Source organism: Clostridium culturomicium (assembly GCF_000821305.1).
GTDB lineage: Bacteria > Bacillota > Clostridia > Clostridiales > Clostridiaceae > Clostridium_J > Clostridium_J culturomicium.
Map to the genome: position 1 here is coordinate 157844 of NZ_CCXK01000017.1, position 20582 is coordinate 178425.

The following is a 20582-nucleotide window of genomic DNA, read 5'->3' on the forward strand; positions in this document are numbered from 1 at the left end:
TATGAAATTTAAGATATTGCATACTAATGATGTTCACAGTAGGTTTGTAAATTTTGCTAAGATTACTACTAAAATAAAAGAGTTAAGAGATGAAAATACACTGATATTGGATGCAGGAGATTATCATGATTTTAAAGATGTGATGCTTCAAGGAACAGGGGGAACTGCTGGGGCTGATTTGCTTTTAGAAGCAGGTTATGAGGCTATTGCTATTGGTAACAATGAGGGCTTCGAAGGTTTAGATATGTTAAATTCCATGGTAAAGAGTGAAAGGTTGCCTTTTTTATCTTGTAACTTGGTTAACTTAAATGGAATCAGCATTCAAGGGGTTAAAAGAAGCATAATAGCTATTAAATCTGGAGTAAGGTTCTTAATAATAGGAACATCGCCTAATTTCAAAACATTTTTTCAACTTTTAGGTATGAATACTCTTGATTATAAAGAACAGATTCAAAAAGAATTAACTTATAATAAAGGAAAATATGATGTATGTATCTTGCTTTCACATTTGGGGCTTACTGAAGATAATGAGATAGCTAATACTATTGATGGAATAGACATTATAATTGATGGTCATAGTCATAAGTTGATGGAAGAGCCTCAATTAGTGAGAAATACTGTTATTCATATGTCTGGTTGTTATGGTGAGAATTTAGGCCTTTTGGAGTTTGAGTATGATGGAAATGTAACCAATGTTCATGGAGTAAATATCAATGTGAAGAATGTAGAGATGGATGAAAATATTCTAAAGCTCATTGATAAAAATAGAAAGATTGCAAATGCCAATTTAGGAGTATCACTTTACAGCATAGATAGAGAAATGTGGCATGATGTAGTAGAGGAAAACCCTATAACGAATTTATTGGCAGATGCTATTAGGGATGTGTTTAATTGTGATATTGGTTTAATTAATAGCGGTATCATGAATAGTGGTATAAGAAAAGGTAAAGTATCTTTTAAGAAATTGATTGAAATATGTCCATCACCACTAAATCCAACTTATATGGAGATACAGGGAAAACACATAAAGGATGCCTTGCAACAATCCTTAGATCCGGAGATTTGCTATAAGGATGGTGCTGGGGCAGGTTTTAGGGGGAGATTTTTAGGAAGACTTCATATCTCTGGGGCTTCAATTGAGCATGATGGAAATAATATTCATAGAATAATTGTAAATGGTGAAGAGCTGGATGAAGAAAAATATTATAGTGTTGCTACTTCAGATTATTTGCAAAGAGGTACTGGATATAAAGCTTTAGCAAACAATATAAACGAGAAATACAGGGTAGAATATCTTAGAATAGTACTTAGAGACTATCTGTGTAGAGATGAATTCTTGGAGAAAGCTTATGTTGATAGATGGGTTGAAATATAAAAAATCTATAAATAAGCTAGTGATCTATGATATTGATAAAGTTATATGTTATCATGGTGGGATATATTAGTCTGATATAAAAAGTATTAGAAAGTATATAAATAACTAAATAAATTTTTTATTATTTAGATAAGAAAAAGTAGCTACAATTAACAGATTAACTGTTAATGCAGTAGCTACTTTTAAATTTATTACTTTGTATAATTGTCGAAATAACCTTGGATGAAGATTATAGGAGTTCCTTTATCTCCGCTTCCAGAAGTTAAGTCAGATAATGATCCTATAAGGTCAGTAAGTCTTCTTGGAGTAGTACCTTGTGATTCCATAGCTCCAACTAAATCTGACTCTTTATTTTTAATATATTCTGAGATTGCCTTTTTAAGTTCTTCACCTTTTAAATCAGCAAAGTTATTATCAGCAAGATATTTTAATTTTATTTCATTTGGAGTACCGTTTAAGCCTGCTGTATAAGCTGGTGAAACAACTGGGTCAGCAAGTTCCCAAATCTTACCTACTGGATCTTTGAAAGCTCCATCCCCATAAATCATAACTTCAACATCTTTTCCTGTCTTTTCTTTAAGAATAGCTTGTATATTATCAACTATTGGTTGACAGTCACGAGGGAAAAGTTTAACAGTTTCTTCTGTAGCTTTGTTTGAACCTAATAATCCATAAGCTTCATTACATCCGCTTCCATCAATAGATTCACATAATATATTATCAAGGCTATAAACCTTTTCTCCACCATTTGCTTTTAAAATTTTCTTAGTTCTAAATCTTGTGTGAATGTCACAAGTAAGAACGCTCTTTGTATAATTTAATATAGTTTTAGGGTCATTTGAGAATATAACTTCACACTCAACGCCATATTCCTCTATTAAAGATTTGTAATAATCAATGTAATCAACACCTGTGAAAGGATGTTTATTATATCCAAACAGATTACGGAAGTCTTGTTCAGTTAAAACATCTGTCCAAGGATTAACACCCTTATCATCTAACATATCTAAATCAACTAGGTGATTTCCAACTTCATCAGATGGATAGCTTAACATTAATACTATTTTCTTAGCTCCTTTTGCTATACCACGAAGGCAGATTGCAAAACGGTTACGGCTTAAGATAGGGAATATTACACCAATAGTATCGTCACCAAATTTAGATTTAACATCTTTAGCGATATTATCTATAGAAGCATAGTTTCCTTGAGCACGTGCAACTATTGATTCAGTAACAGTAACTATATCTTTATCATTTATAGTAAAGCCTTCAGCTTCTGAAGCTTTAAGTACACTTTCTACAACGATATCCTCAATTTTATCGCCTTCTTTAATGATTGGGCAACGAAGTCCTCTAACAACTGTACCAACAACTCTTTCCAAAATAATCTCTCCTAACAATTTAAAATTGATTTTAAATATTTCATACTCTTGTAATATACACCAATAAATGATATAAGTAAAATAAATAGAACAAATGCATGGTATAAGGAGTGCTTATATGATTACTAAATTAGATTTATATAAGGTGTTTTGTCAGGTAGGAAAAAGTAAAAGCTTTTCAAAGGCATCAAAGGAGCTTTACATGACACAGCCAGCAGTGAGTCAGGCTATAATGCAATTAGAAAGGGAGCTGGATATTAGACTTTTTAATAGAACACCTAAGGGGGTATCCTTAACTAATGAGGGAAGTCTTTTATTTGAATATGTAAATTCAGCAATTAATTTAATCAATGTTGGAGAAGAAAAAATATTAGAATTTAAAGGGTTAACCGTGGGAGAGCTGAAGATTGGGGTAGGAGATACAATTTCTAAATATTTTCTACTTCCGTATTTGGAGATCTTTCACAATAGATATCCTAATCTTAAGTTTAAGATTATAAATGGCACTACCATAGAACTCTGCGCTTTAATTAAGTCAGGAGAAATTGATATTGCTATCTGTAATTTTCCAATTGATGATCCTTCATTAGAATTAATACCTTGTGGAGAGATTAGAGATGTTTTTGTTTGCGGAGAGAAGTATAAGGATTTATCAAAGGGGAAACTTTCATTAGAAGAAATGGTTAAATATCCTTTAATATTCCTAGAACCTAATTCAAATTCAAGAAAGTATGTAGAAAAGTTCATGTTATCGAAAGGGATAAAAATTTCTCCAGAGTTTGAACTTGGATCTTTTGATTTATTATTGGAGTTTGCGAGAATAAACTTAGGCATTGCTTGTGTAGTAAAGGAGTTTTCAAGGGATTATTTAGAAAAGGGATTATTGTATGAGGTTAATGTTTTAGAGGAAATACCTAGCAGAAGTATTGGTGTTTGTTATTTAAAGAGTGTTCCACTTTCATTAGCTTCCACAAAATTTGTTGAGATATTATGTGCTGCTAACTCTTCATTAAATATTTAAAATTAAGCCAATGATGTTAATAATGTCATTGGCTTAATTTATAAATCTACTTCACGACCTCTTCCCTATAGGTTGAAGGAGTCACACCATAATGCTTTTTAAATACCTTAGAGAAATAGTTTAAATCGGAGTAACCAACCTCCGTAGCTATTTCACTTATGGATAGATCGCTTTCTTTTAAGAAGTATATTGCCTGCTCCATTCGATTCTTAGCTATAAACTCCGTTAGAGATTGTCCTACCTCTTGTTTAAAGAGGGTAGATAGGTATTGTGAGGACACTGCAATATTTGAGGATATAGCTTTAAGAGTAAGATTCTTATTAAGATTAAGGTTAATGAAGTGAATTGCTTCCTTGATAATTGGTGAATAGTTTATGGTTGAGTCCTTTTTTACCAGATTGCAGTAATCTACTAGCATTTCATATTTCATTATGTTTGCTTTATCAATGGTGGTGAGCTTATCAATTTTGTTCATGTAGCTGCTGCTAAGGTGATCTATATAGTTTGGATGAACACCACTTTTTTGAATGGCTCTACGAAATAGGGTATTTTCTACAATGAGAAAGTTCTTTTTCATGTTAAGGGTGTCAGGGTATTTCTTTATATTATAGGGTATATTGATGAGGTTAGCAGCCTTTTCTAAATCTCCTTGAGCTACATAGTTTAGCAGCAAATCTTCTGCTTCATATCTTTGCTTTATTACATCAGTAAGGAGTTCTTCCTTATTTCCCTTATGGAGCAGTGAATCCTTAAGGAGCCTATTATTAATATGAAGAGTGCTGATTGGAACTACCTTCATATCCTTAAGGTAGTAAGTATTAATTAAATAGCTGAAAACATGATAAAGTCGTTCAAAGGTTATAATATTTAATTCTTGGTAATAAGCGTTGAAGTTTTCCAGCTTTTCTTGGTCTATGTTATTTTTCTCAAGAATATTAACAAGAGTCTCTGTAGTGACCTTAGAGGTCAAAAAAGGACCAATAGCAAAAAATCCTTCATTATTGTCCAGCTTTAGAACACAGTAATGTAGATTGAAGCTGTCACAGACACTATAAATGGTATTTTCATCTATAGAATTTAAAATTCCTCCAAATAATATATGATTAATATTCTCTTCAACTTCAGTAGGACGAAGGACGGATACAAGGTGTCCCTCTGGTTCTAGCTTCGGTGATATGTAAAAGGTAGAGCTATTAAGTAAGGTCCCTATCATTTTTGAGTAGCTTTTAATAGAAGCTATATGATTATTATGTTCCATTGTTGTCTCCATTTTCATTTCTAAAGAAAACTCCTTGTCATTTTTCAAAGGAGTAAGTGAATGTCCAAATCAAAGCTTTGGATATTCACTTATTATATTTTTAATATATTATAAGCTTTTAAAGATTTAAAAACAACAATACAGCAAGGGTGAAATCATAAGTAATTATTACGATATATCCTTTATTTTTTACTCACGGAGGTTGAGTTGTTTTCTGTATACTAACTCATAGGTGGGGCTTATTGGTTATTAAAATGAACAAATGAGCTAATTTTATATGAAGGTTGTGATGAACATGAGAAGAGTAGAATCGTTAAATAAGAAGTGGAAATTTACGAAAGCACCTATGACGAAGGTAAAGGAAAATATTGATGGCTGCACTTGGGAAAATATAGACTTACCTCATACCTGGAATGCATTTGATGGACAAGATGGTGGGGCAGATTATCATAGAGGCTGCTGTACCTATGTAAAAACTATGGATTTTTCAAAGCTGGATAAGGATAAAAAATACTTTATTGAATTCCAAGGTGCAAATCATGTTGCTAAGGTTTATTTTAATAATGAATATTTAGGAATTCACAAGGGTGGATTTTCAACTTTCCGTTTTGAGTTAACAGCATATATAAATTGGGATGTCGAAAACCTTCTAGAAGTTGAGGTTGACAACAGTGAAGGATTACAAGTATATCCACAACAAGCTGACTTCACTTTCTATGGTGGAATTTACAGAAGTGTTAATTTAATAATCGTTGAAGAAAGTCATTTTGATTTAGAGATGTCAGGTAGCAAGGGAGTTTTTGTTACTCCAGTGGTTGAGGATTTAAACAGCTGTGAGCTTCGCATCGATGCTTTTGTTAAGGGTGCTAAGAAGGGACAAGAGGTTAAGGTTACTATTTGTGATAAAGAGAATAAAGAAGTAAGCAGATTTATGTTCCCAGTGGAGAAGGGGAATGGTAGTACTTCTATATTAAATCCACATTTGTGGAATGGTAGAAAGGATCCTTATTTATACTTAGCAATAGTTGAATTGATTGAAGGTGAAGAAGTACTTGATAAGTTGAAGGTTCCTTTTGGAGTGCGTAAATATTCTGTAGATCCAGACCAGGGCTTTATATTAAATGAAGAGACTTATCATTTACATGGAGTTGCAAGGCACCAGGATAGACTCAATATGGGATGGGCCATTGGAGAGAAAGAGCATAAAGAGGATATGGAGCTGATAAAAGAGGTTGGAGCAACTACTATTCGTTTAGCACATTATCAGCACGCGGATTATTTCTATGACCTATGTGATGAGGCAGGAATGGTTTTATGGGCAGAGATTCCTTTCATTTCTGTATTTATGAATACTGATGAAGCTAAGGAAAATACATTATCTCAAATGAAGGAGCTTGTGGTTCAAAACTATAACCATCCATCTATATGTTTCTGGGGTATATCTAATGAAATCAGCGTAGGAGGAGAAACTCCAGAACTAGAAAACAACTTAGTGGAATTAAATAGTCTTTGTAAGAAATTAGATCCAAATAGAATAACTACAATTGCTAATATGAGCATGACACCAATAGATAGTAACCATAATCATATTACTGATATTGTATCCTACAATCATTACTTTGGATGGTATGGCGGAGATGTTAATCAAACAGCAACCTGGTATGACATGTATCATAATGCAAATCCAAGTATTCCAATAGCTATTAGTGAATATGGTGCAGAAGCAGTGCTTACCTGGCATAGTGATGAGCCAAAGTGTAAGGACTACACAGAAGAATATCAAGCACTATACCATGAAAAAATGTTAGAGATATTAGAAGCAAGACCATTTATCTGGGCCTCTTATATGTGGAATATGTTTGACTTTGCAGCTGATGCAAGAAAAGAAGGGGGAGTAGAAGGACGTAACAATAAGGGGTTAGTAACCTATGGAAGAGATGTTAAAAAAGACGCCTTTTATGCTTACAAGGCTTATTGGAGCGAAGAAGCATTTGTTCATATCTGCAGCAAGAGATATGTAGACAGAGCTTCAGATAAGATTAATGTTAAGGTTTATTCAAATTGTGCAGAAGTAACCTTATTAGTAAATGGGGAGACATTAGGAACAAAATCAGCGCATAAGGTATTTGTATTTGAGAATGTACCACTAAAGGCTGGAGAAAATGTAATTAAAGCTATAAGCGGTTCTTGTGAGGATGAAGCTACTTTTGTTAAAGTAGATAAGCCAAATGAAAGCTATGTTTTAGTGGAAGAAGATAATGGTATGGAAGGGGTAAGAAACTGGTTCTTAGATTTATTACCTGAGGATACAAAACCTATGGAGTTAGAGTTCCCAGAAGGCTATTACTCAATAAAGGATACTTTCGATGACATTCTGAAAAACAAGGAAGCAACAGCTTTCGTTGCAAAAATCATGGATGTAATGATAGCAAGTAAAACAGATGCAAGTGAAGATATGTCAGACGAAGAGAAGCTAATGATGGTTAGAAGCTTAAGTGTTGAAACTATAGTTGACTTCCTTGCAAGCAAGCTTCCACCAGACTCAAAATTCATTGTTAACCATACCTTAAATAAAATAAAGAAATAAGTATATAAAGGTAGCAGCTTATCAAGGGAGTTTGATAAGCTGCTTTTTTAGGTTAATAAAAAGTATTGATATATGTTTTATCCTACTCAATATGTATATAATTATATACATAGAAGTTAAGCCTAGTTGATAGAGAAAATATAAATCTTAAAATACAATAAAAGTAGGAGATATTAGATATGATTAGCAATAACTTGAAGAGATTAAGAAGAATAAATCAGTTTACTCAAGAAGTAGTGGCTGAAAAAATAAATGGACTAAGTATCTTATTATCAAACACTATTTAGTAGGCAGTATTTTCATTGAATAGCACACTTCTCCTACTGTATAATTAAATACATAAATATGAAGGGGAGTTGTTAAATGGGAATATTCATGGGGATATTTATTTTAGCACTTGTATTTGGTGGGGTTATTTTATATGGGAGTTATAGTAAGCCAAATACTGATGCAATGATAGATGAATCAAGAGATGAAAATACAGATGATAATTAATAAAACTTTTAAATGTAAATGGATGCTGAAAAATCAAATGATTTTTCAGCATCCATTTACATTTAAGTTAATTTCCTTTAGTTTTAATATACACTATATTGTCATCATCAGGCTTTTCAATGGAAAGAGCTTTTAAAGTATCTTCATTAACTATTATTTCAGTTTCATCTAACAAGGCTACAGGCATATCAGATATTTTCTCACCATCTAGAACTTTAATAGCAAGTTCTCCAGTTTTATATCCTAATTTCTCATAGTCTATACCTTGACATGCAAGGGCTCCAGATTCTACAGAGCCAGATTCAGAAGCTATTACTGGTATCTTATTATCAGTAGCTATTTTTGAAACTATTGGCATTGAAGAAACGATTAAGTTATCTGTAGGAACATACAAAACATCTACATTATTAACTAGGCTAGACATGGCCTGGTTGATTTCGTTTGAAGTAGAAACCCCTTTTTCTACAACTTTATAATTATTTTTCGCTGCATATTCTTTTAACATTTCAACCTGTATTTCTGAATTTACTTCGCTGGTATTATATAAAACACCTATAGTTTTTGCGTCTGGCACAAAGGTTTTAATTAATTCTAGGTTTTTATCTATAGATATATAGTCTGAGGTACCTGATATATTTCCCTGAGGTTTGTCCATAGATTTTACTAAACCAGCAGAAACAGGATCAGTAACAGCAGTTATTAAGATAGGTATATCCTTAGTAACATTATATGCTGCCTGTGCCGATGGAGTTGATATAGCAAAGATTAAATCTTTTTTATCAGATAAAAACTTGTTTGCAATAGTTTGAGTTGTAGGTAAATCATTTTGAGCATTTTGGTAATCAATTTTTATGTTTTCACCATCCTTATAGCCATTATCTTCTAAGGCTTTTATGAAGCCCACTCTAGAACTATCTAAGGATGGATGTTCTACTAATTGAGTAATACCAATTGTTTTAATACTATCTTTTGAGGCAGGTTCATTATCACTATTATCTTTGGAACAACCAGTAATTAAAGCTGTAGTTGCTAGTCCTACTAAAATTATTTTTATTAATTTACTTTTTATCATCATAACATAATCCTCCTAAATTTAATGAATACATGTTCATATATTCATATGTTTTTGTAAATTGGTGCGTTGATTTTTAGATACTTGTACAAATTAAGTTATATTTTATACTGCATATTCAAATTTCTCTAATATATCTTCTATAGCAAGGCTTGATTTTTCTTCACCGCTAATATCTAAAATTACTTCTCCTTTATGAAGCATTATAAGTCTATCTCCATATTCAATAGCATGCTTTAAATTATGAGTTACCATCAGTGTGGTTATGTTTTTTTCTTTAACAATTTTGTTAGTCAAATCTATGATTTCATTTGAGGTTTTAGGATCTAAAGCAGCTGTATGTTCATCAAGAAGTAGAATCTTTGGATTTGTAATGGTGGACATAATAAGCGAAAGTGCTTGTCTTTGACCTCCTGATAGGTATTTTACTTGAACATCTAAATATTTTTTCAAATCAAGTGATATATCCTCCAATAAGTTTTCTATATCCTCAGTTTTGTGACGAAGACATTTTTTTAGGTTTAGCAAACTTCCTTTATTTAAAGCTAAGGATAAATTTTCTCTAACTGTCATGGAAGGGCAGGTACCTAAGCTAGGATCCTGGAATACTCTGCTGATTAGTTGAGTTCTCTTATGTTCTGGTAGCTTTGTTATGCTATTCCCATCCAATAAAATATCTCCATGAACTTCATTTATAAAGCCTGAAATAATATTTAGTAAAGTAGATTTACCAGTACCATTACTTCCGATAATGCTGACGAATTCACCTTTATTTATAGTTAGTGAAAGGTCTTTGAAAACAGTGTTAGAAGAGCCATATGGATTGTTGAAGGTTTTTGAAATATTTTTAATTTGTAACATGTGCTACGCCTCTTTTCTTTGAAGTTTTATAATTAGTACTTTTGTTAGCAAAGATATTTATATTACTAACACTCAAGAATAAAATTATTACTATGGAAGTCATTAGCTTTAGGCTATTTGGACTTACTATACCTAAATTTATTGCAAAGTAAATTGTAAATTGATATATGAAAGCTCCAACTAATATAGCTGTTGTTGACTTAAGGAATACAAGTCCTTTGAATAAGGATAGACCAATTATAATTGATGCTATTCCAAGAACTAGGGTACCAATACCCATATTTACATCAGCAAAGCCTTGGAATTGGGCCAATAAGCTGCCGGATAAGGAAACAAGACCATTGGATAACATTAACCCTAAAATCTTTATAATATCAATATCAACTCCTAGGGATTTAACCATTTGAGGGTTATCACCAACAGCTTTCAAAGTATATCCAAGACCAGTATTTAAGAATAAATCTAAGATAATCTTGCAAGCAAGTACAACTAATATAGCTAGTACTACTGGAGAAATTTTAATATTAAATAGGTGATTGTAGCTAAATAATGGAACATTTGATTTTCCCATTATTCCTAGATTAATAGAGTAAAGCATACCCATAACTAAAATACCTGAAAGTAAGTTAGAAATTTTGAGCTTAATGTGTAAAACCCCAGTAATAAAGCCTGAAATCAAGCCACATATCAGGGCAAGTATAGTTCCTAGCACTGGAGAGATGTTATTAGTTAAAGCAAAAGCAATAACTGCTCCACCTAGTGCAAAGCTTCCATCAACAGATAAGTCGGGGAAGTCTAAGATCTTATAGCTGATATAAATCCCTAATGCCATGATTGATAAGATTAAACTTTGTGTTGCTACAGATATAATTCCTGTCATAAAAAACACTCCTTAAAAAATTTATTTTGTATAGAAACCAAACATTGTGAGCTATCAATTTTTATATTTGCAAACCAAAACCACAAAGGGAATGCTGGTGCAACTACATATGTATATAAAAAAGCCACATAGTATATTTTCTATGTGACTTTGTATAGGTATGAAAAAAACCACATAGTTTAGTTTCTATGTGACTTTATCTTGGTATATAAAAAAGCCACATAGTTCAATTTCTATGTGGCTTTATACTTGGATATAAAGAAAAGCCACATAGTATAATCCATGCGACTTTAAAAATGGTAATAATGAATAACATTATAAACAATATAGCCAACACAGATACAATCCCATTTACTAGTAAGTCTTAAGGGGTTTGCATCCATGTTAAATTTAATCAAATTTATAACTTGGTACAAACCCTATATAAATTGGCTACAGAAACTAAATCGTGCTTGTTTGTTTATTAAAGTATTCATAATTACCCTCCAGTTTTATTTTATAATTTCAAATGTTTGGTTCTCTTGTAATTTAATAAGAGTATACTCCATTAATTTTTATACGTCAACATAAAAAAGAAAATTTTATAAAAATATATTTATTTTAGTTTTAAAGTAATATATGGTTAACTAAGTAATATAAAAGAAAATTGAGAATGTATTCAGCAATAAACATCAAATTAATTTTAAAGTTTTTTGTAACGAAAGGGAGCCTCGAGAGTCTTATTTATGAAGGGGGATGAGTATGGAGGATTTTAGTGAACTTTATGAGCTATATTTTAAAGATGTATATCGATATATACTGGCTATTTCAAAAGATAGTGCTATAGCTGAGGAAATTACTCAAGATGCATTTTTAAAGGCTTTAAAGCAGATAAGAAAATTTAAAGGCAGGTGTAGTATTAGGGTTTGGATTTGTCAGATTGCAAAAAATTCATATTATACATACGTAAAAAAAAGAAAAAACTTAAGTAGTCTTGAGGAAGTTGAAATCAGCACTGAAGTGAGTTTAGATGAAGAAATTATAAGACAGGAGAATTTATTAGAAATAAATAGAGAGTTTAATAATTTAAGTGAGCCCTATAAGGATGTGTTTTATCTTAGAATATATATGAATTTATCCTTTGATGAAATAGGAGAAGCTTATGAAAAGAGTGAGAGCTGGGCAAGGGTAACCTATCATAGAGCAAAATTAAAAATAAGAAGTAAGGTTGTGGAGGGATAAGAGATGAATAAATCAAATTGTGAAATCATAAGAGATATATTACCTTTATACGTAGATAGTGCCTGCAGTGCTGAAAGCAGGGGTTTTATAGAAGATCATATAAAAGAATGTGAGGAGTGTAAAAAACTGCTTAAATTAATGCAGGAAGAGGAGTATATACCTAAAACAGAGTCAGTAAGTGAAGATAAAGGTGTAGAAATCCTTAAAAAAGTAAATAAGAAGATAGTGAAAAAACAGATAATAATTGCAGCAATAACAGCTATTATATTTGGTGGTATATGGGCATATTTCTTTATTTTTGAGACTAATAATCCTTACAAAAACAATTTTGGTGCAGAAATAAGTAATGTAGAGGATATTATGTACTATTTTAAATATGCTTTCTTCCCATATATAGTATTATTTATTGTGGTAATAGCTAATTTCTTTAAATTTATGTCACTTAGAAAATCTGGTAAAAATTCAACTCCAAAGGCCTTTAGTGGAGTAGATTTAGTAATAGATGTTCTTTGCGGAGTAGCTATGGGAGCAGGTCTAGTGTTCCAAGGAGTCCTTGCTGATAATAATGCTACTGGATCTGCAGGCTGGTGCAGTGTACTATTAATAATTTCACTAATAAGCTTTATAATCTTTATTATTAATTTTGGGATGTTTGTAAAGAGAAATTCAGCTGAAAAGTAAATTGTAACAGTATTTTAGACAATGAAGAAGGATGTCATAGGAAAGAGTTTGACATTGTTCACCCGTAGAATCTACGGGTGAACAATGTTTATATTTGCTTTTCTTGCTTGACTACATAAATCCTTAGTATTAAGAGTGTAACTTTTACCATCTTTGATAAAATGAGTTCCACACTGCCTAAATTCAAAATTTACATTTTTTGTAATACGTTGCTCTCTAAGGGATAATACCCAATCATAATTTAGGGGTCTTGCATTTTTATAAGATTCACCACCAACTACAACTAATTCAATATTATCTAGATATTTTTCAATATTTATAGCTTCAATCAGTGGTTGACAGATTACATTTTTTTGATTCTGATGGTGATATACCATGTACACTTTTAAAGGCTCTGTTAAATGCAGTTGGTGAATCATATCCGTATTTAAGAGAAATATTTATTACTTTTTTATTATCACTTTGTAAATCAACAGCTGCTAAGGACATTCTTCTACGTCGTATGTACTCTGACAAAGGAATATCTGCTATATATGTAAATATCCTTTGAAAATGATAAGTTGAGCAGCATGAAATTTTTGATACTTCTTCTAAATTAATATTTTCTTCAATATAAAGGAAGAGAAAAATATTATGAAAGAGCATATTATAGAGGTAAATACAGACCTTTGCATTGGCTGTTGTCTTTGTAAAAAAGATTGTTCAGCAAGGAATATAAGTATAAAAGAAGGAAAAGCAACGATTAAAGGGCTGGAGTGTATAAAGTGTGGTCATTGCGTGGCAATATGTCCAAAGGCTGCTGTTACAATGACAGGATTTGAAGAAGCACCGCTAGAATATACAAAACAACCAACTTTAGATTCAAAGGAATTGTTAATGGCACTTAAAGCGAGAAAGTATATACGTAACTTTAAGAATAAGGAAGTTATTCAGCAAATTATAGAGGCAGGTAGAGTTACTACAAGTGCTAAAAATGCACAGGATGTATCATACATTGTTTTAGGGAAAAATAAAGGACGGTATGAAAGAGTTGCAGTGGAATTTTTAAAGAAAATAAAACCACTTGTAAGTCTTGTTATGAAGAGTGCAAAGGAGGTTACCATTGATGATAACTTCTTTTTTAAGAGAGCACCAGTTGCAATATTGGTGGTAACAAAGGATAAAATAAGTGGATCTCTTGCAGCAGCAAATATGGCGTTACTAGCAGAGGCTAATGGAGTTTTTTATGTTGACTGATACCCAAGGGATTACCTTAACATATAAAGAGAGGTGATAACATGTTAATAAATGAAGTTTGTAATTTAACGGGATTAACAAAAAAGGCTATTTCATATTATGAAGCACAAGGATTAATAGATATAGAAAAAAGCATTAATGGATACAGGGAATATTCAATGGAAGCTGTGGCTCTATTAAACCAAATTTCTTTATATAGGAAATTGGATATTGGAATTAAGGATATCAAAATACTGCTTAGAACTGAAGATAAAGCAAAAATACTTAAGAATATCATTGAAGAAAAACAGAAAAAAGAAATGCAGATAAAGATGCAAAAAATATATCTTGATAAAATCATAAATAATAATTTCAATGATGAGTATATTAAAGAACTCACTGAAGAGATTATAGAGACAGAGAAAAATAGCGGAGAATTTATAAAAAGAGAATTGGTTAGAGCTTTTCCAAGTGGACTTGGAAAATATTTAGCTCATCATTTTGGGCCATATTTAAATGAACCTATGGATACCCTTGAGAAATATAAAGCTTGGTTAAATATTGTGGAATTTTTGGATAGTGTTCCAGAAATAAAAATCCCTAAGTTTTTTGAAGCTGCCTATGAGAATACAACGGATGAAATGCAAAAACAAATAGCTGAAGGGGTAAAGGAAGAAATAAATAATATGTTAAAGGCTGAAGGTGAAGAGTTAGAAGCCTATAAGAAAAAAATCCTTGAAAGTATTGAGAAGCAAAATGATAAATCCTTATTAAAGCTGATGAACCCATTTAATAAGTTTAAAAAGGAGTTAAATGCGTTTTTCACCAGCAGTGGCTATTACGATATTTTTATTCCAAGCATGAAGATATTAAGCAGTGAATATGCAGAGTATCACAACAACCTTATGGCATTGAATGAATTGATGTGCAAGGAACTTGGGATTAAGTATGATGAAAATATGAGGATAGTAAAAATTTAAAGATGCAGAGGGAGTAAATGTACGTGGTGAAGAAAGAATAAATTATTAGTGGAAGCTTGCGTAGTTGACGAATCAATAAATTATATGTTTAAATATTATTTATTTCATTAATTTGGAGGGACATGTAATATGGAGTTATTAAAGTTTTTAGGAGCACCACTTATAGGTGCATTAATTGGATACTGCACAAATTATATAGCAGTTAAAATGTTATTTCGCCCATTAAAGCCAGTGAAATTTGGAAAGGCAACAATGCCATTTACACCAGGAATTATTCCTAAGAGAAAGCCAGCGTTAGCAAAGGCTATTGGAAACATGGTTGGAAATTCTTTAATTGGGGAAGAGGAGATAAAAGGAATACTGACATCTGACAATATGAAGGAAGCAGTGGTATCAAGTATTTCTGGTGCCATTGAAAACACTATAAAGGAGAAATCTATAAAGGATATGGTGTCCTTTGTTGTGGATGAGCATGGTTACACTGATAAAAAAGCAGCAGCCGTTGATTATATTTCAAATAAAATCATAGAAGGTGTTAAGGATATTGATATTGCAGGAATAATAGTGCAAGAGGGGACAACTGCAATAAAAGGTATGGGCGGTATGTTAGCAATGTTTGTAAATGAAGCCATGATTGCTTCCATTGCAGAGCCCATAGGAGCTAAGGTGGATGAGTACATATTAATCAATGGAAAAGATTTAATTCAGTCAAAGGTTCAAGGGGAAGTAACAAACCTGGAAGAAAAACCTTTAAGTGAACTAGTTTCCTTAGAAGATACCAATGGAATTTCAACTGTTATCAGAGAAATTTATGAGAAGATGTTAGATGAAGAAATTGGAAATATTGTTAATGCTTTTGATATCTGTGCTGTGGTAGAAAAGAAAATAAATGATATGGATATTATGGATTTAGAGCAGTTAATAATGTCAGTTATGAAAAGTGAGTTAAGTGCCATTGTTAATTTAGGTGCTTTAATTGGATTTGTACTAGGATTACTTAACTTATTTATATAAAAATAGTTATAGGCTTAAAGAGGTATTTATTTAAGATGAATTCTTTTCAAGGTATTTGAGAGAAGATGACCTTAGAATAAATATCTCTTTGTTTTTAATATAAAAGTAATTTTCTTTATGAAGAAGTTACTAAATATCATAGAACATTAACTACTTACATAAATAAATTATTGAGTACAGGTTTTGAAATTTTGAGTGTAGTTGAGCCAATGCCTCCTGAAGATATGCTTGAAAAAATTGAAGGTATGAAGGATGAATTACGAAGACCAATGATGCTTTTGATTTCTGCCAGAAAAAAATAATAATATAGATATTAGAGGAACTCATGTATAAGAAGATATGTGAGTTCTTTTTTATTTATATTGATGAAAGGATATGTTAAGTTTTAGTGATGTTTTGCCTTTAAACCTAATACTAATAAGTAAAGAAGTTTAAGGATGGGGATATTTGTGGATTGGTTAATTCCTTCAAAGAATCAAGAGGTGGAACAGTTAGCCTTTGATTTAGATGCTAAGTTTAGTATTGATGTAAATCAAATAATGCATAACAAAAGAAAGAGTGAGAATAAATTAAGTTATACCAGGTATTTTTGGTCAACAATTGAGGATATAGCGAAAGATATATTTTCAGATGGAAAGCATGAATTCTGCTGGGCAGAGGATATGTGGAATGTTTTAATGTTTAATGATGTTGTAAAATATGAAAACCTCTTTAAACCCTCCTATGGGAAAAGAGAAAGAGGAGATATAATTCTATGGCTGATTGCAATGTATAATTTGTATTATGAATTCAAGGTGGCATCAGGCTTATGTAAGTTAATTAATTATGATTATTTTGATGGAGTATACTTTATTGAGGATTCCATGAAAGCTATTGGGGAATATTTAAGTGAAAGCATTATGAAAGAGGTAAACAATAAAATTGCTAAGGGAAGAATATTAAAATATGAAGTGTTCGATATGGAAAATCAATGCTTTAATTTTGAACCAGGAGCTATTGCATATAACCTTTGTATTAAGGAAGTTTCAGAAAGGCGAAAGATTATAACTGATGCTTTAAATAAATATTGTAATGGTCCAATGGAAATTTTAAGATTTATGGAAGGTGTCCATTGGTGTGAGAATTATTTTAATTATAAGGAAAGAGAAGAAGAAATCCTAAGCCGGTATGAGGATATTAAAGCTCATATTAAAAGGGGATTATCTGTAACTTACAGGAGAGGAGATAATCAGTTTGAGTATGTTGAAGAAGAAGACACCATTGATGATATGGAAGGAGAACTTAAAGCCTTAAGGTGTGAGATGAATGAATCCATTTTGGAGGGAAATGAGATTAACAGGCTCATGTGGCTGGATAATGACATGAAGTTTTAAGTCAAAGTTGTTGATACTTAAACTTAGGGGATAACCAAGTTTTTGGTCAGGGAAATCAAAGTAATAATTCATATTTTCCATGAGGTCATTTGAATATGACAGCAAGTGTATTGAGAAGAACTAGTAATAGTTCATATTTTCATGAAGACCTTCGTTTATATGAAATATATTTTCCTAGATTGAAATTTCTTATTACTATAATTATAATGATATTGTAATAAATTTGAATTAATGTAAAATATATTACAGATATACTGAAATGATATGAGGTCTGGAGAGTGATAAAAATGAAAAAGATTGTTATTATAGTATTAACTCTTGTTACAATGTTAGTATTTACTTCCTGTGGTATTTCTGCAAAATCTAATTCAGATACTAATAATGAGGAGACTTTCAAAAGTTCAGAAGAAGAAAAGTCAGATGACACAAAGGAAGATAAAGATACAGAGAACAAAGAAGCTGGATCACCAGTGTCTAAGGCAGAACAATTGCTTGAAAATATGACGTTGGAGGAGAAAGTCGGGCAACTTTTCATTGTACGCCCAGATGCTTTAAATCCTAATTTAACTGAAGAGCAGATTGGAGATATAAATAGTGGTGGAGCAATCAGCCTTGATGATCAAATGAAAGAAATGATGAATAGATATCATGTGGGGGGAGTTGCTATTTTCAGCAAAAATGTTGTGGAACCAACTCAGTTAACAACCTTTATTGAGGATATGCAGCAAGAAAGTAAAGTTCCACTATTTGTTGGAGTTGATGAGGAAGGCGGAATTGTTTCAAGAATTGCAAGCTCTCCAGGGTTTGATGTTCCACAAATTGGAACTATGGAGCAAATTGGTCTTACAGGTGACAGTGAAAATGCAAAAAATGTTGGACTTACCTTAGGAGCTTATTTAACTCAATATGGATTTAATCTAAACTTTGCTCCCGTTGCTGATGTTAATACAAATCCAGCGAACATTGTTATTGGGAATCGTTCCTTTGGAAGTGATCCAAACCTTGTGGCAGAGATGGTGATTGCAGAAATTCAGGGGCTTCATGAAGGGGGGATAATGAATAGTGTGAAGCATTTTCCAGGTCATGGAGATACAAAGGGTGACACTCATTATGGATATGTATCTGTTGAAAAGACATGGGAGGAACTTAAAGGCTGTGAATTAATTCCTTTTTCAGCAGCAGTTTCTGCAAATACTGATATGATAATGATAGCTCATATTACAACACCAAATATAACGTCTGATGGACTTCCAGCCTCTCTTTCTAAGGAAATCATTGAAGAAAGACTTAGAAAGGAGTTAAATTATGATGGCATTGTAATCACAGATTCAATGTCCATGGGTGCCATTACAGAGGAATTTACTTCCAGTGAAAGTGCTGTTAAAGCAGTTTTGGCAGGGGTTGATATAATATTAATGCCAGAAAATTTTGTTGAAGCTTATAATGGCATTTATGAGGCAGTGAATAGCGGAGTTATAAGTCAGCAGCGAATTGACGAAAGTGTATTGCGTATTTTATCCTTAAAGGAGCAATATGGATTATTAAAGTAATTGTGGTATTTAATTAGAAGAGTTTCAGTGAAGGGAGTGAGGAAAGTAAGTATACCAATAATTTATTGAGACATTATAAATATAAAGTGGCTAGAAAGGGATAGATAAATTATGATAGTAAATATATTATCGATTATAGTTCAGCTTATAAATATTATAACAATCTTTTATATGATATTTAAAGAAAAGCGTTCTGCTAACAGCGTTGTTGCTTGGACACTGCTCTTATACATCATGCCTTACATTGGATTTATAATCTATTTATTAGTTGGACGAAAGATAAATAACAAGAAGATATACATCCTAAAAGAAGATGAAATAAAGATGTTTAAGAAATATGAAAACCATATAAAGAAAAGAGATGAATTAAATCTTCAGGAAAAAAATATAAGGATGATAAGGGCAATTGAGAATATGGGATATTTCCCATATAGAAATAATAATAAAATAGAAATGTTCTTTGATGGCAAGGATTTTTTTGATCATCTTATTGAAAGTCTTAAAAAAGCTGAAAAAAGAATTAACATTCAGTTTTATATATTTAAAAGCGATGAAATTGGTAGGTCGATTCTTAATATATTAAAGGAAAAGGCAGAGGCTGGTGTTGAGGTAAGACTTCTTTATGATTCTGTTGGGAGCAGATCTCTTAACAAGGAATTTTTAAAGGATTTGAGAGCTGTTGGTGTTAAAACAGGAGAATTCTTTCCTTCCTGGCTGCGCTTTATAAACATAAACATGAACTTCAGAAATCATAGGAAAATCGTTGTTATAGATAATAGAACAGCTTTTGTCGGTGGCTTTAACGTTGGAGATGAATATTTGGGGAAAGACCCTAAGTTTGGATATTGGAGAGATACTCATATTAAGTTTAAAGGGCCTGCTGTTAAGGATTTAAATCTCAGATTTTTAGCTGATTGGCGAAGTGCCACAAAAGAAGACATTGGTTTTGAGCATGTATTAGATGGCGTGGATGAATTGAAGGAAGTTAATGAAGAACTAGAAATAAATGATGGTATACAGATTATTGCAAGTGGTCCTAATCCAAATAATTTTTTTGAAATTAAATTATCTTATTTAAAGATGATACAAAATGCGAAGGAATATGTTTATATCCAATCACCTTACTTGGTCATTGATAATAGTGTGGCTGACAGCCTAAAGATTGCAGCAGTATCAGGGGTGGATGTAAGAGTGATGATTCCAGGTAAGGGAGACCATCCCTTCATTTATTGGGCAAATTCTGTTTATGCTGGAGAGCTTTTGAACTTTGGGGTTAAGATATACAGATATGATAAAAATGCTTTTCTACATTCTAAAACTGTGGTTATCGATGATGAAATCTGCTCCGTCGGAACAGCTAATATGGATACAAGAAGCTTTGAGTTAAACTTTGAAGTCAATGCCTTGATATATTCAGAAAAAATTGCAAGAGAGCAGAGAAAACATTTTGAAGAGGATATGCTTAAATCTGTGGAATTAACAGCGCAGGAGTATAAAAAACGAGGTACTACAGTTAAGATAAAGGAGGCAATATCAAAGTTGTTTTCTGGGGTTCTTTAATGGAGTTTGCTGTAGCACTTCAGAGCTAATATAAGAATGGAAGGTTAAGAACTGTAC

Annotated in this window: 18 protein-coding genes and 2 pseudogenes; 13 read left to right on the forward strand and 7 right to left on the reverse strand. The window is 31.9% G+C overall.

Going from position 1 to position 20582, the window contains the following annotated elements; all coding sequences use genetic code 11:
- The first annotated feature begins 1 nt into the window (after position 1).
- A complete protein-coding gene (locus BN1075_RS13250) occupies positions 2-1375 on the forward strand; it encodes a bifunctional metallophosphatase/5'-nucleotidase (protein ID WP_040193700.1) in 1374 nt (457 codons plus the stop codon).
- 191 nt (positions 1376-1566) lie between these two features.
- Here the strand turns inward: BN1075_RS13250 and BN1075_RS13255 are convergent, their stop codons facing one another.
- Positions 1567-2757, reverse strand: coding sequence for a coenzyme F420-0:L-glutamate ligase (locus tag BN1075_RS13255; protein WP_040193701.1), 1191 nt, complete (start codon positions 2755-2757; stop codon positions 1567-1569).
- 118 nt (positions 2758-2875) lie between these two features.
- Between BN1075_RS13255 and BN1075_RS13260 the strand changes: the two genes are divergently transcribed.
- Positions 2876-3778 carry a LysR family transcriptional regulator gene (locus tag BN1075_RS13260; protein ID WP_040193702.1) on the forward strand — a complete coding sequence of 301 codons (903 nt, stop codon included), beginning with the start codon at positions 2876-2878 and terminating at the stop codon, positions 3776-3778.
- Between the two features lie 46 nt (positions 3779-3824).
- On the opposite strand, the gene BN1075_RS13265 is transcribed toward BN1075_RS13260, so the two are convergent.
- The gene (locus BN1075_RS13265; RefSeq protein ID WP_197072316.1) at positions 3825-5048 is read right to left on the reverse strand and encodes a helix-turn-helix domain-containing protein; all 1224 of its coding nucleotides are present in this window, start codon (positions 5046-5048) and stop codon (positions 3825-3827) included.
- Between the two features lie 283 nt (positions 5049-5331).
- Between BN1075_RS13265 and BN1075_RS13270 the strand changes: the two genes are divergently transcribed.
- Together BN1075_RS13270 and BN1075_RS22360 are read left to right on the forward strand one after the other, a co-directional pair.
- Positions 5332-7623, forward strand: a complete 2292-nt coding sequence (locus tag BN1075_RS13270) for a glycoside hydrolase family 2 protein (protein ID WP_040195163.1) — start codon at positions 5332-5334, stop codon at positions 7621-7623.
- A gap of 363 nt (positions 7624-7986) precedes the next feature.
- The gene (locus BN1075_RS22360) at positions 7987-8118 is read left to right on the forward strand and encodes a hypothetical protein (RefSeq protein WP_268871542.1); all 132 of its coding nucleotides are present in this window, start codon (positions 7987-7989) and stop codon (positions 8116-8118) included.
- Between the two features lie 67 nt (positions 8119-8185).
- On the opposite strand, the gene BN1075_RS13275 is transcribed toward BN1075_RS22360, so the two are convergent.
- The 3 genes from BN1075_RS13275 to BN1075_RS13285 form a co-directional block, all read right to left on the reverse strand.
- Positions 8186-9190, reverse strand: a complete 1005-nt coding sequence (locus BN1075_RS13275) for an ABC transporter substrate-binding protein (RefSeq protein ID WP_042387522.1) — start codon at positions 9188-9190, stop codon at positions 8186-8188.
- Positions 9191-9295: 105 nt separating this feature from the next.
- Positions 9296-10051: an ABC transporter ATP-binding protein gene (locus BN1075_RS13280; protein ID WP_040193705.1), complete on the reverse strand. Its 756-nt coding sequence runs from the start codon at positions 10049-10051 to the stop codon at positions 9296-9298.
- The gene (locus BN1075_RS13285) at positions 10038-10931 is read right to left on the reverse strand and encodes an ABC transporter permease (protein ID WP_040193706.1); all 894 of its coding nucleotides are present in this window, start codon (positions 10929-10931) and stop codon (positions 10038-10040) included. Before BN1075_RS13285 ends, BN1075_RS13280 begins: the two co-directional genes overlap by 14 nt.
- 741 nt (positions 10932-11672) lie before the next feature.
- On the opposite strand from BN1075_RS13285, the gene BN1075_RS13290 reads away from it, so the two are divergent.
- Positions 11673-12152, forward strand: coding sequence for an RNA polymerase sigma factor (locus tag BN1075_RS13290; protein ID WP_052406545.1), 480 nt, complete (start codon positions 11673-11675; stop codon positions 12150-12152).
- A gap of 3 nt (positions 12153-12155) precedes the next feature.
- Complete coding sequence (locus tag BN1075_RS21195) at positions 12156-12833, forward strand: zf-HC2 domain-containing protein (RefSeq protein ID WP_081911594.1); 678 nt, start codon at positions 12156-12158, stop codon at positions 12831-12833.
- A 71-nt stretch (positions 12834-12904) separates the two neighbouring features.
- On the opposite strand, the gene BN1075_RS13305 is transcribed toward BN1075_RS21195, so the two are convergent.
- Positions 12905-13252 (reverse strand): DUF5131 family protein, encoded by a 348-nt coding sequence (locus tag BN1075_RS13305; RefSeq protein WP_404988940.1) that lies wholly within the window; start codon positions 13250-13252, stop codon positions 12905-12907.
- Positions 13182-13478, reverse strand: a pseudogene (locus tag BN1075_RS21200) (helix-turn-helix transcriptional regulator); the annotation flags it as partial. The gene BN1075_RS13305 and the pseudogene BN1075_RS21200, both read right to left, overlap by 71 nt.
- On the opposite strand from BN1075_RS21200, the gene BN1075_RS13310 reads away from it, so the two are divergent.
- The 7 genes and pseudogenes from BN1075_RS13310 (at position 13467) to cls (ending at position 20525) form a co-directional block, all read left to right on the forward strand.
- Positions 13467-14069, forward strand: coding sequence for a nitroreductase family protein (locus tag BN1075_RS13310; RefSeq protein ID WP_052406546.1), 603 nt, complete (start codon positions 13467-13469; stop codon positions 14067-14069). The pseudogene BN1075_RS21200 and the gene BN1075_RS13310 overlap by 12 nt on opposite strands.
- Before the next feature lie 41 nt (positions 14070-14110).
- Entirely contained in the window at positions 14111-15028 is a 918-nt protein-coding gene (locus tag BN1075_RS13315) for a MerR family transcriptional regulator (protein ID WP_040193708.1), read from the forward strand.
- A 129-nt stretch (positions 15029-15157) separates the two neighbouring features.
- On the forward strand, positions 15158-16042 hold the full coding sequence (locus BN1075_RS13320) for a DUF445 domain-containing protein (protein WP_040193709.1): 885 nt from the start codon (positions 15158-15160) through the stop codon (positions 16040-16042).
- A gap of 101 nt (positions 16043-16143) precedes the next feature.
- Positions 16144-16344 (forward strand): annotated as a pseudogene (locus BN1075_RS22030) (class I SAM-dependent methyltransferase); the annotation flags it as partial.
- A gap of 147 nt (positions 16345-16491) precedes the next feature.
- On the forward strand, positions 16492-17415 hold the full coding sequence (locus tag BN1075_RS13325) for a hypothetical protein (protein WP_040193710.1): 924 nt from the start codon (positions 16492-16494) through the stop codon (positions 17413-17415).
- 287 nt (positions 17416-17702) lie between these two features.
- Entirely contained in the window at positions 17703-18965 is a 1263-nt protein-coding gene (locus tag BN1075_RS13330; protein WP_040193712.1) for a glycoside hydrolase family 3 protein, read from the forward strand.
- A 111-nt stretch (positions 18966-19076) separates the two neighbouring features.
- Positions 19077-20525, forward strand: coding sequence for a cardiolipin synthase (gene cls, locus BN1075_RS13335; RefSeq protein ID WP_040193713.1), 1449 nt, complete (start codon positions 19077-19079; stop codon positions 20523-20525).
- Positions 20526-20582 lie beyond the last annotated feature (57 nt).

Excerpts from the sequence above, each read along its gene's own strand:
- BN1075_RS13250 (WP_040193700.1), top strand. The coding sequence starts at position 2 with ATGAAATTTAAGATATTGCATACTAATGATGTTCACAGTAGGTTTGTA.
- BN1075_RS13260 (WP_040193702.1), top strand. The coding sequence starts at position 2,876 with ATGATTACTAAATTAGATTTATATAAGGTGTTTTGTCAGGTAGGAAAA.
- BN1075_RS13265 (WP_197072316.1), bottom strand. The coding sequence starts at position 5,048 with ATGGAGACAACAATGGAACATAATAATCATATAGCTTCTATTAAAAGC.
- BN1075_RS13270 (WP_040195163.1), top strand. The coding sequence starts at position 5,332 with ATGAGAAGAGTAGAATCGTTAAATAAGAAGTGGAAATTTACGAAAGCA.
- BN1075_RS22360 (WP_268871542.1), top strand. The coding sequence starts at position 7,987 with ATGGGAATATTCATGGGGATATTTATTTTAGCACTTGTATTTGGTGGG.
- BN1075_RS13275 (WP_042387522.1), bottom strand. The coding sequence starts at position 9,190 with ATGATAAAAAGTAAATTAATAAAAATAATTTTAGTAGGACTAGCAACT.
- BN1075_RS13280 (WP_040193705.1), bottom strand. The coding sequence starts at position 10,051 with ATGTTACAAATTAAAAATATTTCAAAAACCTTCAACAATCCATATGGC.
- BN1075_RS13285 (WP_040193706.1), bottom strand. The coding sequence starts at position 10,931 with ATGACAGGAATTATATCTGTAGCAACACAAAGTTTAATCTTATCAATC.
- BN1075_RS13290 (WP_052406545.1), top strand. The coding sequence starts at position 11,673 with ATGGAGGATTTTAGTGAACTTTATGAGCTATATTTTAAAGATGTATAT.
- BN1075_RS21195 (WP_081911594.1), top strand. The coding sequence starts at position 12,156 with ATGAATAAATCAAATTGTGAAATCATAAGAGATATATTACCTTTATAC.
- BN1075_RS13305 (WP_404988940.1), bottom strand. The coding sequence starts at position 13,252 with ATGATTCACCAACTGCATTTAACAGAGCCTTTAAAAGTGTACATGGTA.
- BN1075_RS13310 (WP_052406546.1), top strand. The coding sequence starts at position 13,467 with ATGAAAGAGCATATTATAGAGGTAAATACAGACCTTTGCATTGGCTGT.
- BN1075_RS13315 (WP_040193708.1), top strand. The coding sequence starts at position 14,111 with ATGTTAATAAATGAAGTTTGTAATTTAACGGGATTAACAAAAAAGGCT.
- BN1075_RS13320 (WP_040193709.1), top strand. The coding sequence starts at position 15,158 with ATGGAGTTATTAAAGTTTTTAGGAGCACCACTTATAGGTGCATTAATT.
- BN1075_RS13330 (WP_040193712.1), top strand. The coding sequence starts at position 17,703 with ATGAAAAAGATTGTTATTATAGTATTAACTCTTGTTACAATGTTAGTA.
- cls (WP_040193713.1), top strand. The coding sequence starts at position 19,077 with ATGATAGTAAATATATTATCGATTATAGTTCAGCTTATAAATATTATA.